The organism is Undibacterium sp. Dicai25W (assembly GCF_049340505.1).
Taxonomy (GTDB): Bacteria; Pseudomonadota; Gammaproteobacteria; order Burkholderiales; family Burkholderiaceae_D; genus Undibacterium; species Undibacterium jejuense.
Genome location: NZ_JBMPOQ010000006.1, coordinates 116,432 through 130,864, shown reverse-complemented (window position 1 = coordinate 130,864; position 14,433 = coordinate 116,432). Strand labels below are relative to the sequence as shown.

The following is a 14,433-nucleotide window of genomic DNA, read 5'->3' as shown; positions in this document are numbered from 1 at the left end:
GACGAAACTACAAGTGTTACCGAATTAAAGCGCAAGATGCTCTAAAAAATATTTTGCATGGAGCGCGGTTTGGCGCGGATCCTCCATTATTGGCACGTGCCCTATTCCCGGCAATATAATTTTATGACTTCCTGTTAAATGTCGATTTAAATAATCTGCGTCGGCAACATTCAAAATCTGATCCTGATCACCCCAAATAATGAGCGATGGCACCTTGATAATATCAAGATGTCCACTCTGGTCAATATCTGCTGTGATATCGGCAAATATTTTTTTATCGATTTCAAAACGTGCGATTTTTTTATCTGCAAGCAAATTAAAAAATGGCCTGGGCACATACGGCGGCTTACTCATACAAAATTCTATTAAGCGTTGAAAATCTTCCTTATTTTTAACATCCACCAAAGGATTCAGATCGCGGCTATCAACGATGTTTTCCAAGACACCAGGCTTGATTTCAGCGCCAGCGGCACTGATTAAGACCAAGGAAGAGACGATCTCTGGATATAGATGAGCAAGGCGCAAAGCGATTGCTCCACCCATAGAATGACCAACAATATGAACCTTACTCACATTTAGAGCCTGCAGTAACTTATGCACACGATTGGTCTGGCTATGAACCGAATAATCGACCTCAAAATCCTGATTATTTTCACCATGACCGGGCAAATCTGGAATCAATATCGGCAGTGAGGTCGCCAAATGTCGGGCAAAACCAGACCAGATTTCTTTTTCCGCGCCAAACCCGTGTAACATCAACAGCACGCCACCAGATTGATTTACGAGAGAGACAGTATTACTACATAAGTAAGATATATCACCACCTTCAAGCGCAATGTTTTTCTTTATCAGACCAGCTTTTTGATATTCAATACGAATAGCATCATCAAAAATCTTTGTCAGAAATCGCCTAAATGCTTGTTTAATGAGAGTAAACATAGAATATATTTCCACTAAAAATAAAACGTGAATATCCACTTTGAGATAAAAGCTTCAGACTTATACAAGCTACTATGCACTGATTGGTGCAAAAAATATAGCTAATATGGCATCTTCTATCAGTTGGGTTAAAATTTGCGCCCACCAACAGCCAATGACAGCCAATTAAAACGGCGCACAAGTAATAAGTATTCATGTCAAAACAATTAAAAAACGCCGATTTATTTGCAGACGCAGATTGGCTAGCCTGGTTCGATGGATCAGCAAAACCCAATCCAGGTACATGCCACCTGGCTTGTATCTTAAAAGGAAAAAACGGCGAACATTTTAGCCGCTCCCAACACATAGGCTACGGTGACAGCAGTGATGCAGAATACCAAGCCCTGATTGCCGCCTTGACACTCATTAAGCAACATGTCAACCCGTCGCAAGCAGAAAGCGTGTTATTGAGAGGTGATAGCCAAGTTGTAATCCATGATGTTTTAGGATCAGAAGCAAAAGCTTCGGCACGACTCGTTGAATACAGGCAGAAGGCGCAGGCATTGCTCTCGCTGCTTCCGGCAGTGCGGCTCAAATGGATACCGCGCCATAAAAACACGGAGGTTGACGCACTCATGCGTAACAATATTGATATCAAAAACTGAAAAGCATTCACGTATTGCGAAATAAATTAGGTTTTTCATCACAGCTGTGAGCAAATTCTTACGCAAGCGTTTGATTATTCAGCATAAATTCTTCATACACCAAGCAAGGCTAGCGGCTTTCCGGTAAAATCGCGCCCATGAATCCTTTGCCAAAAAATCTTTTCTCTTTCCCGCGCTTCCGCTCTGATGTCGGCGGGAGCAACACAGCCCCATTTTTACCTATGTCACGCGCCGAAATGGACAAGCTGGGCTGGGATAGTTGCGACGTTATTTTAGTCACGGGTGACGCCTACATCGATCACCCTAGCTTCGGTATGGCCTTGATCGGTCGCTTGCTTGAACATCATGGCTTTAGAGTTGGTATTATCAGCCAACCTGACTGGCAATCTGCCGATGCCTTCCGCGTTCTTGGTAAGCCAAATTTATATTTTGGCGTCACGGCGGGCAATATGGATTCCATGGTAAATCGCTATACGGCTGACCGCAAAATCCGCTCCGAAGACGCCTACACTCCCGATGGTGATCGCACCAAGCGCCCCGACCGTGCGTTGGTGGTTTACGCACAACGCGCACGTGAGGCATTCCCTGATGCAAATGTCGTCATAGGTAGTATTGAAGCGAGCCTGCGTCGTATTGCGCACTACGATTATTGGTCAGACAAAGTTCGCCGTTCTGTGCTGCCTGATTCTAAAGCGGACATTCTGTTATTCGGCAATGCAGAACGTGCTTTGATTGATCTGACGCATCGTCTTGCCCAAGGCGAAGCAATCAAAGACATCCGCGATTTACGTGGCACTGCATTCATGGTACCGCGTGGCTGGTTGCCAGATGACGATTGGACTGAAATCAATTCGGTCAAAATCGATACGCCAGGCAAACTCGAAGCGCATACCGACCCCTATGCAATGACGCCAGAAAAAGACGCGAAGTGCGCAACTGGTGATGATGCCAAAATAGTAGCGTCTGAAGCCCCGGCGGTCAACGTAGTGCAACAGCAAGCCATTCGCATCATGAGCCGTGAAGAACGACAACTGATGCTCAAGAACAAGCAACATAAGTCAGTGATCCGCCTGCCTTCGTTTGATGAAGTCAAAGACGACGCAGTGATGTATGCCCACGCCTCCAGAGTATTCCATCTGGAAGCCAATCCGGGCAATGCCAAGGCGCTGGTGCAAGGACACGGCGACCGTGACGTCTGGCTCAACCCGCCGCCGCTGCCATTAGCAATGGATGAAATGGATGGCGTCTATGACCGCGCCTATGCACGTGCACCACATCCGGCGTATGGCAAAGCCCGCATTCCTGCGTGGGAAATGATCCGCTTCTCAATCAACATCATGCGTGGCTGCTTTGGTGGATGTACGTTTTGCTCGATTACTGAGCACGAAGGTCGCATTATTCAAAGCCGCTCTGAACCGTCAATTTTGCGTGAGATTGAAGAAATCCGCGATAAAGTCAAAGGCTTTACCGGCACCATTTCGGATCTGGGCGGCCCAACAGCCAACATGTACCGTCTGGCCTGCAAAGACAAAAAAATCGAAGAATCATGCCGTCGTTTGTCTTGCGTGTATCCATCAATTTGCTCCAATCTGGGTACTGATCACAGTAAATTGATTTCGATTTACCGCAAAGCGCGCGCCATTCCTGGTGTGAAGAAAATCCTGATCAGCTCAGGTTTACGCTACGACCTCGCCGTCAGATCGCCAGAATACGTGAAAGAACTAGTGACTCACCACGTCGGTGGATTACTGAAAATCGCACCTGAACATACTGAATCCGATACTTTGTCGAAAATGATGAAGCCAGGCATCGGCAGCTACGATGAATTCAAACAAATGTTTGAGAAGTACTCCAAAGAAGCGAACAAAGAACAGTATCTAATCCCATACTTCATTGCCGCTCATCCTGGTTCGACCGATGAAGATATGGTCAATCTGGCGATTTGGCTGAAGAAAAATGATTTCAAACTGGATCAGGTGCAAACCTTCATGCCAACCCCAATGGCATTGGCGACCACCATGTACCATACACGCAAAAATCCGCTCAAGAAAGTGACAGCAGATTCAGAGGTGGTAGAAACAGCACGTTCGGGCAAAATTCGTAAATTACACAAAGCCTTGCTACGTTATCATGCGCCAGAAAACTGGGAAATCATCCACGAAGCGCTGGTACGCATGGGGCGCCGCGATTTGATAGGCAGCGGCCCACGCCATTTGATTCCGGCACGTCAACCAGTGATTCCAATCACGATTGAAGAAAGTGGTGTTGCCAATGGCCGCAGGGTAGCTGCGCCAAAGATCAATACTTTTGGTAAAAAGCCGGTCACCCACGGCAAGACGCCAACGGCAGCAAAGTCAGTCACAGCGCCCGCCCGCCCAGGTCTGGCTTACAAATCAGCAAAGCCCAAAGCGGCACCAGCAAAATCCGGGCGTCGTTAATGATTCACTAACGCGTTCTGAGTAAAATGTAAAACACCATGAAAAGCTGCGCATTCGACGCAGCTTTTTTTATAAGCACAGATATTTCATCCGCTTTGCTGATGTAAAATCAACCGATCGGTTTATACGCATTTTTTTACACCTACCACCTGGAGGCAGTATGAAACACATGAAAACCGTTTTGATTTTAGAGCATACCGAAGAAGTTTTCGATAAGCTTACCTGCGATGTCTGTGGAGCCGAGTCCTTATGGGATGAAAACTGGAGCGACAAAGAACACGAAAAAATCAACACCACCATCTCAATGGAAGAGGAAGAATCCCTTCCCAGCGGCGGTTCCGCCAAAATCACGCAATACCATATCTGCCCTTCCTGCTTTAAAACGCATTTAGCAAAATGGCTAGAAAGTCATCGAAAAGCTCAACCAACCGTGGCCAGTTCGCTCTGGTAAAGCACAATCTCGCCCCTTTTTAAGAATAGGGCAGCGCGTATTGACAAAGTATAGGCAAAAGTATCGGCAACTACCTTGCGCCTGAGGTTATAATGCAAGGTTTTATTGCATTAGAAAAGCGACATTATGGAAGCCGAACGCCTCAATAGCCTGTCCTCCCTGCTTGCCGACCTGACGGTCCGCGAAGCCGAACTTCGGAGGTATCTTTGACTTCGATATCAAGTCAGAGAAACTAGAACAAGTTAACGCCGAATTAGAAGATCCTAAAGTTTGGGATGACCCTAAACGCGCCCAAGATCTTGGTAAAGAAAAAAAATCCTTAGAAGCGATTGTTGATACGCTCAACAAAGCCAATGCCGGCTTACGCGATGCCAACGATTTATTCGAGATGGCACGTGAAGAAGCGGATGACGATACTTTAGAAGCAATCGAAATCGACGCCCAAGATTTGCGCGGCTTGGTTGAAGGTATGGAATTCCGCCGGATGTTTAACAATCCTATGGATCCAAACAACTGCTTTATCGATATTCAAGCTGGTGCGGGCGGTACGGAAGCACAAGATTGGGCTTCAATGTTGTTGCGCCAATATCTGCGCTATTGCGAACGCAAAGGCTTTAAAGTTGAGATCCTGGAACAATCCGATGGCGACGTTGCCGGTATCAAAACCGCGACCTTAAAAGTAGAAGGCGAATACGCCTATGGCTTCCTGCGCACAGAAACTGGCGTTCATCGTCTGGTGCGTAAGTCACCATTTGACTCTAACAATGGTCGTCATACCTCATTCTCCAGCTTGTTTGTGTATCCAGAAGTGGATGACTCGTTCGAGATCGATATTAACCCTGCCGACGTGCGTACCGATACCTATCGCGCGTCCGGTGCTGGTGGTCAGCATATTAATAAGACCGACTCCGCAGTGCGTTTAACGCATGGTCCGTCCGGTATTGTTGTGCAATGTCAGAACGATCGCAGCCAACATCGCAACCGTGCAGAAGCATGGGAAATGTTGAAAGCTAAGCTGTTCGAGCTGGAATTGCGCAAACGCATGAGCGAAAAACAAAATCTGGAAGATTCCAAAACCGACGTCGGCTGGGGTCATCAGATTCGTTCTTATGTGCTCGATCAATCACGCATTAAAGATTTGCGTACTGGTTTTGAAACAGGCAATACCAAAGCGGTGCTCGACGGCGATATTGATGAATTTATTGCGGCATCTTTGAAGCAAGGCGTTTGATTTAAATATCCGTGAGCGCGTTCCTGCGTCATTCAACATGATAAACATCGTTGCGACAGGCGCACTTACCAGCACCAATAATCGATGGGCAAGCTGCCCAATAAACTGAGAAACTGAGAGAAATCTTATGTCAGAAATAAACAATCAAAGCACTGCCACCGAATTGCCGGTTGATGAAAACTCCATCATCGCGGAACGTCGTGCAAAGCTAGACGCCATTCGCGCCAAAGGCATTGCTTTCCCGAACGACTTCCGCCCTACGCATAAAGCTGCAGACTTGCAAGCGCAATACGGCGACATCGCTCGTGAAGAATTAGAAGCACTGAACGTGCAAGTCAGCGTTGGCGGCCGCATGATGCTCAAGCGTGAAGCAGGCAAAAAGGCCGCTTTCGCGACATTGCAAGACGCGTCCGGTATCCGTGCTGATGGCCGCATTCAGCTCTACGTCACGACCGACAAGACTGGCGAAGCAGAAATGGAAGCCTTCCGCCATTACGATCTGGGCGATATCCTCGGTATCGAAGGCGTTTTATTTAAAACTAAAACGGATGAACTGACGATCAAAGTCACGACTTTACGTTTGCTGACCAAATCCTTGCGCCCTCTGCCAGACAAATTCCACGGTCTGGCAAATCAGGAGACCAAATACCGCCAGCGTTACGTCGACCTGATCATGAGCGAAGACACCCGTCGCACATTCAAGGCACGTACTGCGGCGATGAGTTCCATCCGTAACTTCATGGCCATCCATGAATTTATGGAAGTAGAAACACCGATGTTGCACGTCATCCCTGGCGGCGCTGCTGCAAAACCATTCATCACGCACCACAATGCGTTAGACATGGAAATGTACCTGCGTATCGCACCAGAGTTGTATCTGAAGCGCCTGGTGGTCGGTGGCTTTAATCGTGTCTTTGAAGTCAATCGCAACTTCCGCAATGAAGGTGTATCGCCACGCCACAATCCTGAATTCACAATGATGGAATTCTATGCAGCCTATGTTGATTACAAATGGCTGATGGACTTCACTGAACAAGTCATTCGCAAAGCAGCGGAAGATGCGCACGGCACTGCGGTATTGACCTATCAAGGTAAAGAGCTGGATTTATCCAAGCCATTTGAACGCCTGACGATCGTTGGTGCGATCAATAAATATGCGCCACACTACACCAATGAACAATTGCATGATGCAGAATTCATCAAAACAGAATTGTTGAAATTTGGCGTCAAACCTTTCGCCACAGCAGGTCTGGGCGCATTGCAATTGGCCTTGTTTGAAGAAACCGCTGAAGCACAATTGTGGAACCCAACCTACATCATCGACTACCCTGTCGAAGTGTCACCACTGGCACGTGCATCTGACACGACACCTGGCATTACTGAGCGCTTTGAATTATTCATGACAGGCCGCGAAATTGCGAACGGCTTCTCAGAGTTGAACGATGCAGAAGATCAGGCAGCACGCTTTCAGGCACAAGTGGCCGCAAAAGAAGCAGGCGACGACGAAGCCATGTTCTACGACGCCGACTACATCCGCGCCCTCGAATACGGCCTGCCTCCAACCGGCGGTTGCGGTATCGGCATTGACCGTTTGATGATGTTGATTACCGACTCACCAAATATCCGTGACGTGATCCTGTTCCCACATCTGCGCCGCGAAGACTAAGCCAAATCCGCAGAAAATAAACAGGGTGACACATACTCCTACCCTGTATAAAAAAATGCCCACATGATCTCTATGACGTGTGGGTATTTTTTTTAAAATCAGGCGGAGTATGCATCAATTATCTGCAAGGCCAATCTGAAATACAAGCTCGTGGGCGCGCCTAACATCAAGACTTGGTTGCTGCATCAAAATATCAGTCACGGTAGAATCTATCCCTCAGCGCCCCTTCCAACATACCAATAAGAATCTTCATCTGCCCACTATGCCACCAACCCACCCACTGAAAAAACTTCTTCACTACGCGAAGCAATATCGTTCCGACTTTCGTCTTGCAGCACTGTATTCGGTGTTGAATAAATTTTTCGATATCCTGCCAGAAGTCCTGATTGGTATTGCGGTGGATATTGTCGTCAATGGCGATAAAAGTTTTTTAGCAAAACGTGTACTAGGCGGATTCGGCATAGTCGACACATGGCATCAATTGATTTTTTTGGGGCTCGTCAACGCTCTGATATGGGGTGGCGAATCGTGGTTTGAGTATCTACTGTCATTGAAATGGCGAAAACTCGCACAAAATCTACAGCACGACTTGCGACTAGACACTTACGACCATGTGCAGAAATTAGAAATGGCGTATTTTGAAAATCAACGTACCGGAAATTTAATGTCAGTGTTAAACGAAGACATCAACCAGATGGAACGTTTTTTAAATGGCGGCGCAAATCAAATCATTCAGGTCGTCTGTTCTTCCATTATGGTGAGTGCCGTATTCTTTGCACTGCAGCCGTCATTGGCAGTAATTTCCTTGTTGCCAGTACCAGCTATTTTGTTTGGTGCATTTTGGTTTCAAAGGAGCTTAGCACCTCGCTATGCGGAAGTGCGTGAAGCGGCGGGCGATGTCAGTGCCAGACTCAATAATAATTTGCTCGGTCTAGCTACGATCAAAGCATTTGCGACAGAGGATTTTGAGAAAAATCACATCGCCGAAGCCAGCAATAATTATCGTGAAGCAAACGCCAGAGCCATCGCCATCAGCTCGGCGATCACCCCTGTCATTCGCATGGCGATTCTCGCTGGCTTTACCGCTACGCTGGTCTACGGCGGCTGGCTGACGCTGCATGGCGATTTAGCAATCGGCGCTTACTCTGTGCTGGTGTACCTGACGCAACGTTTATTGTGGCCAATGACAGCCCTCGCAGATGTAGCGGATATGTATCAACGGTCCATGTCTGCGATAGATCGCGCTATGAATCTGCTCGATACCAAGATCAGCATCAGTTATGAAGGCCAACACCTGACTCCAGCAACGGTCAAAGGCGAACTGCAATTTGAACATGTTGGCTTTTCTTACGGTGACCAAATCACTTTGCAAGACATCAATTTGCGCATCCCTGCTGGTAAAACAGTTGCCTTTGTTGGCTCCACTGGCTCGGGTAAATCAACGCTGGTGAAGTTACTACTGCGGTTTTACACACCACAACATGGACGCATTTTGCTTGATGGCATACCGACAGATAGCTTGAACTTACAAGATTTACGGCGCGTGATTGGTTATGTCGCCCAAGATAGCTTTTTAACCGATGGGACGATTGCTGACAATATTGCTTACGGCATGCATCACGTCAGCGACGAAGCAATTGCCGCTGCGGCACAAGCTGCCGAAGCGAGCGAATTCATCAACAAATTGCCATTGGGTTTTGCGACCCGGATTGGAGAGCGTGGGCAAAAATTGTCTGGCGGTCAGCGTCAGCGTTTAGCGTTGGCGCGGGCCATACTCAAAAATCCGCCAATTCTGATATTGGATGAAGCAACCAGTGCGGTTGATAATGAAACAGAAGCAGCGATACAACGCAGTCTGGACGTAGTTAGTCGCAATCGCACAACGATCGTCATTGCGCACCGCCTATCGACAGTTCGTCAGGCCGATTGCATTCACTTACTAGAAGCAGGTCGCATCGTGGAAAGCGGCACACACGAAGAGTTATTGGCACTCAATACTGGCTATACAAGCTTATGGAGACTTCAAACTGGTGAGAAACAGTAGCAAAAAATCAAATCTTACGCTACCATGCACACTTTATACATTTCGTTACATTGTGCATGAAAACCAGAATCAAAGCGGCTATTGCAGGCGGCATCATTACTCTGACAGGATTTGTCGCCTACCAAGCAATCCGGCATGTTTCGAAAATGCCAGCCCCAAGTTCAGAAGCAGTCAAACTCCACCTGACGCCATTTCATGTTGATCCGACATGGGTAAAGTCTGGCACGCCAAATTTCCGGGCAAATGAATTTTTCAAATCTAGCGACGGCACAATCAGCTCTGGGATATTTGAGTGTGACGCTTCGACGTTTGAATGGCATTACCAGTTTGACGAGGCGGTCTACATTCTTGATGGTAGCGTTCGCCTCAACTACCAAGGCAAAGAATTTACAGTCAATGCCGGTGAAACTGTGCTATTCCGCGCCGGAACGGTTGCTGTTTGGAATGTCCCTGATCATGTTCGTAAAAGCTGGACTATTTACGATGCAGGCAAGCCCGCACGCGGGCTTGCCAAGATGTTGCAATGAAATGTATAAAAGTGACGATTTAGCTAAGCGATTTTGCTAAAGCTAAAGCACTAAGGAAGGCATTTTCAACCCGGCCACTGCCTTCCAGCCCTGCTGCGAACCAGTCGCCACAGACGCCGACTTTGCGCTTAGCATCCCACATGCAGTCTTGAGGCAATGGATGTTCAGCTTGCGCAAAACGCCAGCGATGTACGACAGCATGGATAGGCTGTATCCAGGAGCCAGTTGCCTCGTGAAAAGCTTTGAGCAATTTTTCTTTGGCACGTTCCGGCTCCTCTTCCAGATGCTCAATGCTCCAGGCTTGTGATGCATGAGCAACCCATCGCTCCCCTGCTCTGTGCTCAGGCTTTGACGTATCTCTGGCAATCCATGACAAACGAGATTGATTGACCCAAGCGCCGCCATAGGGCAAGTCTAGCGATGTCTGAAAACCCAACATCAGCGCCCAGCACGGTGCCAACTTCGCTTTATTTGCTTGCGCTTCAAACTTTGGAAACTCATGCAACAAAGCTGCGGCCTGATCAGCAGGAATTGCCAGAATTACTGCATCAAATGGACCTGCAGAAGCAGGAATGCAAACGGTATCGGCTTGCACTTTCAGAAGCCACTGATCGCCATAAGCTTCTAAAGCCATAACTTGCTGCTCTTTTCTGACATCCAGACCATGCGCAAGTTGTTTTCCCAACGCATTCATACCTGGTGTCGCAACGTAGCGTGTTGCTGATTTACCTGCAGGCTTTACAGTTCCATGATCAAGCGAAACTAATTTCTCATCCCAGGCTGTGACCCAGCCAGATTTTTTCCAATCGCTGATTTCTTTTTTAAATCGATCTGTACTTGCCGTGAAATATTGTGCGCCATGGTCAAATCCACCTAACTCAGTTTGGCGGGTACTCATACGACCACTTACTCCAGCGCTTTTTTCATAGACGGTCACATGGTGACCTTGCGATTGTAATTGACGTGCTGCGGTCAAGCCCGATAACCCTGCCCCTACGACGGCGATATGCATATGTAATTCCTCATTTGAGACAATAAAAAACGCCCGCGACAATCTCTGTGCGGGCGTTATGTTCAATTAAAAAACATTGTTTGCTTACTCTTCATTCTGTTCTGCTGGCCAATCACGAATGTAGGCTTTGAGCATTTTATTTTCGAAACTTTGCGCTTCAAGCACTGCTTTGGCGACGTCATAAAATGAAATCACGCCCAGCAAGGTTTTAGCATCCATGACTGGCAGATAACGTGAGTGCTTTTCCAGCATCATACGGCGTACTTCATTGACTTCGGTCTCGGGTGTGACGGTAATCGGATGATCATCCATATATTTACGCACAGTACCAGTCCCCAGCGCGCCATTATTGGAGTGAATCGCACGGATCACCTCACGGAAGGTCAAAATACCGGCGAGATCACCGTACTCCATGACAACCAGAGAGCCTATATCTTTTTCTTCCATCACACTCACGGCTTCAGTGATCGGCGTGTCCGGTGTAATAGTAAAAAGAATATTACCCTTTACCTGGAGTATTTCAGAAACTTTCATGGCATGCTCCTCCTGTTTTCTGTGTTTTATGAAACTGTATTCCAATGTATCGTAAGCGATGCAAAAAATCCAGCATGTTCACACTTTTTCCTACCGAAAACACAATTTCATTTTGTGACGTTAATGGTAGCATTGCGGCATCACAATTTGGAGATACCAGTTTATGAGCGGCCCACACTATCCCGGCTTTGATACCCTGTCCTTGCACGCAGGTGCAGCACCTGACCCGGCAACGGGCGCCCGGGCAACGCCGATTTACCTCACTTCATCTTACGTTTTTAAGGATTCAGATCAGGCGGCGTCTCTATTTAATATGGAACGTGCTGGCCATGTGTATTCGCGCATTTCCAATCCAACTAACGCCGTACTAGAAGAACGCATTGCAGCATTAGAAGGCGGTGTCGCCGGGATTGCAGTTGCGAGCGGACAGTCAGCCATGCATCTCGGTCTGTCAACCATAGCTGGAGCAGGCTCACATATTGTTGCCTCGCGTGCTTTGTACGGTGGCTCACAAAATTTGTTGGCTTACACCATGAAACGTTTCGGCATAGAAACTACCTTCGTCGATCCGCGTGATATGGACGCGTGGCGCAATGCAATTCGCCCGAATACCAAAGCATTGTTCGCCGAGACCTTAGGCAACCCAGGATTAGACGTGTTGAATATTCCTGCCGTTGCTGCCATCGCACATGAAAACTATCTGCCACTGATGGTTGACTCGACGTTTACGACACCGTATTTACTTCGTCCTTTTGATCTTGGTGCGGATCTGGTATTCCATTCAGCAACAAAATTTTTGTGCGGTCATGGTACGGCCATTGGTGGCTTGCTAGTCGACGGCGGCACCTTTGACTGGCAAGAAGCCTATGAAAAAACCGGCCGCTTTAGTGAGTTATGTGAACCCTATGACGGTTTCCATGGCATGGTATTTACTGAAGAATCAACCGTAGCAGCGTTTTCATTACGGGCACGCCGTGAAGGCTTGCGTGACTTTGGTGCGTGTATGAGCCCACACAATGCTTTTGCGATTTTGCAAGGCATAGAAACCTTAGGCTTGCGCATGGACAGACATGTCGCCAATACCCGTAAAGTGGTCGAGTTCCTAGCTTCCCACCCAGCAGTGGCGTCGGTATCCTATCCAGAATTGCCTTCACATCCTGATTACGAACTGGCGAAAACCTTGTTACCAAAAGGTTGTGGCGCGGTATTTTCATTTAATCTCAAAGGTGACCGCGCCGCAGGTCAGCGCTTTGTCGAATCACTCAATATCTTCTCGCATCTGGCGAATGTTGGCGATGCCAAATCACTGGTCATCCACCCGGCCTCTACCACCCATTTCCGTGTCCCAGCAGAGCAACTCAGTGCTTCAGGCATTACAGAAGGTACGATGCGATTATCCGTCGGTCTGGAAAATGTAGACGATTTGATTGAAGATTTGACCCGTGGCTTGAAAGCAGCCCAAAAAGGAGCCTGAGATGTTATTTCAAGTCAATCAGCAAGAAGCCTATTGCTATACCGGCGGCAAATCTCTGAACCCAGCACTACCAACTGTGGTCTTCATTCACGGCGCCCAAAATGACCACTCGGTCTGGGCACTGCAAAGCCGTTATTTTGCACACCATGGCTATAACGTCCTTGCAGTTGATCTGCCTGGACATGGCCGCAGCAAGGGCGCTGCGCTGACTTCCGTCGAGCAAATGGCTGACTGGTTGATCGCTTTATTAGATGCAGCGCACATCCCTGAGGCAACCTTGGTCGGGCATAGCATGGGATCATTGATTGCTCTGGAAACCTGCGCCAAAGCGAAAGATCGCGTAAAATGTTTGTGCTTGTTGGGAACAGCCTATCCAATGAAAGTCTCTGATACGCTACTCAATGCAGCGCGTGACGAGGAGCAGACAGCGATCGATATGGTCAACATCTGGTCACACACTTCTATTGCACACAAACCTTCATTTCCCGGCCCAGGTTTTTCTGTGCTCGGCGGCAGTCAGCGACTGATGCAAAGAATGTCCAAAATCAATCCTGACAAACTGTTTTATACCGATTTCTTCGCCTGCAACGCCTACAAAAATGGCGAAGCAGCAGCACAAACCGTGCAATGTCCGACCTTATTTTTGATCGGTAAAAAAGACATGATGACGCCACCCAAAGCAACAGGCACGCTGACCAAGATCATCACCCACGGCAAAACTGTGATACTGGATAACTGTGGACACTCAATGATGTCTGAGCAATCAGAAGCGGTACTCAATACCTTACTCCAATTTGTAAAGGCGTAAGCGGATGGCGATGACATTTGAAAGTTGGGCGCTATTCACCGTCACCGAAGCAGCGATGTCCTTATCACCAGGACCAGCGGTGATGATGGTGGTGGCGTATGGTATTGCGCGTGGATGGCAAAAGTCATTATTTGTGACGCTGGGCATTCTGGTCGGCAACGCAATTTTTTTCACTCTCTCGGCGACCGGTCTAGGTGGCGCGTTATTGGCATCTCCGTATATCTTCATGGGGATTAAATACCTTGGCGCGGCCTATCTGGTGTATCTGGGTTTATCGGCGATTTTTGGCAGGCCATCGCCAATCACCCTCTCTCGTATCGACGATCAGCCCGAATCGGGAAAGACGATTTTTGGCAAGGCCTTGATGCTGCAGCTGACCAATCCCAAAAGCATGCTGACGTTTGTCGCGATTTTGCCGCAATTTATCGATCCCTTAAAACCAATCGGCCTACAAATGCTGATCCTCGCTGCGTGTTCGATTATTCCAGAATTTTTTATCTTACTCGGATACGGCATGTTGGCAAGTAAGGCGAGTCATCTGGCGACGCAGGAAAAATACGCTTTAATCACCGAGCGTATCGCTGGCAGTTTAGTGCTGACAGCCGGAGTTCTTATCGCTGTAGTTTGATCTGCCGCGCCTCAGAACTATTTAATTCTGAGGCGAA

General features: G+C 47.8%; 13 protein-coding genes. 10 read left to right on the top strand and 3 right to left on the bottom strand.

Annotation, left to right across the window (positions count from 1 at the left end; translation table 11 throughout):
- Positions 1–24: 24 nt before the first annotated feature.
- Positions 25–978: an alpha/beta fold hydrolase gene (locus ACO0KY_RS09310; protein WP_423045487.1), complete on the bottom strand. Its 954-nt coding sequence runs from the start codon at positions 976–978 to the stop codon at positions 25–27.
- A gap of 155 nt (positions 979–1,133) precedes the next feature.
- On the opposite strand from ACO0KY_RS09310, the gene ACO0KY_RS09305 reads away from it, so the two are divergent.
- The 7 genes from ACO0KY_RS09305 (at position 1,134) to ACO0KY_RS09275 (ending at position 9,940) form a co-directional block, all read left to right on the top strand.
- On the top strand, positions 1,134–1,583 hold the full coding sequence (locus tag ACO0KY_RS09305; protein WP_423045485.1) for a ribonuclease HI family protein: 450 nt from the start codon (positions 1,134–1,136) through the stop codon (positions 1,581–1,583).
- Positions 1,584–1,804: 221 nt separating this feature from the next.
- Positions 1,805–4,021: a YgiQ family radical SAM protein gene (locus ACO0KY_RS09300; RefSeq protein WP_423045655.1), complete on the top strand. Its 2,217-nt coding sequence runs from the start codon at positions 1,805–1,807 to the stop codon at positions 4,019–4,021.
- A 160-nt stretch (positions 4,022–4,181) separates the two neighbouring features.
- Complete coding sequence (locus ACO0KY_RS09295) at positions 4,182–4,472, top strand: hypothetical protein (protein ID WP_186910677.1); 291 nt, start codon at positions 4,182–4,184, stop codon at positions 4,470–4,472.
- Between the two features lie 126 nt (positions 4,473–4,598).
- Positions 4,599–5,703 (top strand): peptide chain release factor 2 gene (prfB, locus tag ACO0KY_RS09290; RefSeq protein WP_186910676.1). Its coding sequence is split into 2 segments (ribosomal slippage): positions 4,599–4,679 and positions 4,681–5,703, totalling 1,104 coding nucleotides; the frame shifts between segments, so codons are not numbered across the junction.
- Between the two features lie 127 nt (positions 5,704–5,830).
- Positions 5,831–7,369 (top strand): lysine--tRNA ligase, encoded by a 1,539-nt coding sequence (lysS, locus tag ACO0KY_RS09285; RefSeq protein ID WP_423045482.1) that lies wholly within the window; start codon positions 5,831–5,833, stop codon positions 7,367–7,369.
- Positions 7,370–7,631: 262 nt separating this feature from the next.
- Complete coding sequence (locus ACO0KY_RS09280) at positions 7,632–9,413, top strand: ABC transporter ATP-binding protein (RefSeq protein WP_423045480.1); 1,782 nt, start codon at positions 7,632–7,634, stop codon at positions 9,411–9,413.
- Between the two features lie 56 nt (positions 9,414–9,469).
- Positions 9,470–9,940 (top strand): cupin domain-containing protein, encoded by a 471-nt coding sequence (locus ACO0KY_RS09275; protein ID WP_423045478.1) that lies wholly within the window; start codon positions 9,470–9,472, stop codon positions 9,938–9,940.
- 19 nt (positions 9,941–9,959) lie between these two features.
- On the opposite strand, the gene ACO0KY_RS09270 is transcribed toward ACO0KY_RS09275, so the two are convergent.
- Together ACO0KY_RS09270 and ACO0KY_RS09265 are read right to left on the bottom strand one after the other, a co-directional pair.
- Entirely contained in the window at positions 9,960–10,952 is a 993-nt protein-coding gene (locus tag ACO0KY_RS09270; RefSeq protein ID WP_423045476.1) for an NAD(P)/FAD-dependent oxidoreductase, read from the bottom strand.
- 84 nt (positions 10,953–11,036) lie between these two features.
- Positions 11,037–11,486 carry a CBS domain-containing protein gene (locus ACO0KY_RS09265; RefSeq protein ID WP_422989148.1) on the bottom strand — a complete coding sequence of 150 codons (450 nt, stop codon included), beginning with the start codon at positions 11,484–11,486 and terminating at the stop codon, positions 11,037–11,039.
- A 163-nt stretch (positions 11,487–11,649) separates the two neighbouring features.
- On the opposite strand from ACO0KY_RS09265, the gene ACO0KY_RS09260 reads away from it, so the two are divergent.
- From ACO0KY_RS09260 to ACO0KY_RS09250, 3 genes are read left to right on the top strand one after another with little or no spacing between them, the layout of a single operon-like run.
- The gene (locus ACO0KY_RS09260) at positions 11,650–12,960 is read left to right on the top strand and encodes an O-acetylhomoserine aminocarboxypropyltransferase (RefSeq protein WP_423045474.1); all 1,311 of its coding nucleotides are present in this window, start codon (positions 11,650–11,652) and stop codon (positions 12,958–12,960) included.
- A 1-nt stretch (position 12,961) separates the two neighbouring features.
- Positions 12,962–13,768 carry an alpha/beta fold hydrolase gene (locus ACO0KY_RS09255; protein ID WP_423045472.1) on the top strand — a complete coding sequence of 269 codons (807 nt, stop codon included), beginning with the start codon at positions 12,962–12,964 and terminating at the stop codon, positions 13,766–13,768.
- Between the two features lie 4 nt (positions 13,769–13,772).
- Positions 13,773–14,396 carry a LysE family translocator gene (locus tag ACO0KY_RS09250; RefSeq protein ID WP_422989154.1) on the top strand — a complete coding sequence of 208 codons (624 nt, stop codon included), beginning with the start codon at positions 13,773–13,775 and terminating at the stop codon, positions 14,394–14,396.
- The last annotated feature ends 37 nt before the right edge of the window (positions 14,397–14,433 follow it).

Excerpts from the sequence above, each read along its gene's own strand:
- ACO0KY_RS09305 (WP_423045485.1), top strand. The coding sequence starts at position 1,134 with ATGTCAAAACAATTAAAAAACGCCGATTTATTTGCAGACGCAGATTGG.
- ACO0KY_RS09300 (WP_423045655.1), top strand. The coding sequence starts at position 1,805 with ATGTCACGCGCCGAAATGGACAAGCTGGGCTGGGATAGTTGCGACGTT.
- ACO0KY_RS09295 (WP_186910677.1), top strand. The coding sequence starts at position 4,182 with ATGAAACACATGAAAACCGTTTTGATTTTAGAGCATACCGAAGAAGTT.
- lysS (WP_423045482.1), top strand. The coding sequence starts at position 5,831 with ATGTCAGAAATAAACAATCAAAGCACTGCCACCGAATTGCCGGTTGAT.
- ACO0KY_RS09280 (WP_423045480.1), top strand. The coding sequence starts at position 7,632 with ATGCCACCAACCCACCCACTGAAAAAACTTCTTCACTACGCGAAGCAA.
- ACO0KY_RS09275 (WP_423045478.1), top strand. The coding sequence starts at position 9,470 with ATGAAAACCAGAATCAAAGCGGCTATTGCAGGCGGCATCATTACTCTG.
- ACO0KY_RS09270 (WP_423045476.1), bottom strand. The coding sequence starts at position 10,952 with ATGCATATCGCCGTCGTAGGGGCAGGGTTATCGGGCTTGACCGCAGCA.
- ACO0KY_RS09265 (WP_422989148.1), bottom strand. The coding sequence starts at position 11,486 with ATGAAAGTTTCTGAAATACTCCAGGTAAAGGGTAATATTCTTTTTACT.
- ACO0KY_RS09260 (WP_423045474.1), top strand. The coding sequence starts at position 11,650 with ATGAGCGGCCCACACTATCCCGGCTTTGATACCCTGTCCTTGCACGCA.
- ACO0KY_RS09255 (WP_423045472.1), top strand. The coding sequence starts at position 12,962 with ATGTTATTTCAAGTCAATCAGCAAGAAGCCTATTGCTATACCGGCGGC.
- ACO0KY_RS09250 (WP_422989154.1), top strand. The coding sequence starts at position 13,773 with ATGGCGATGACATTTGAAAGTTGGGCGCTATTCACCGTCACCGAAGCA.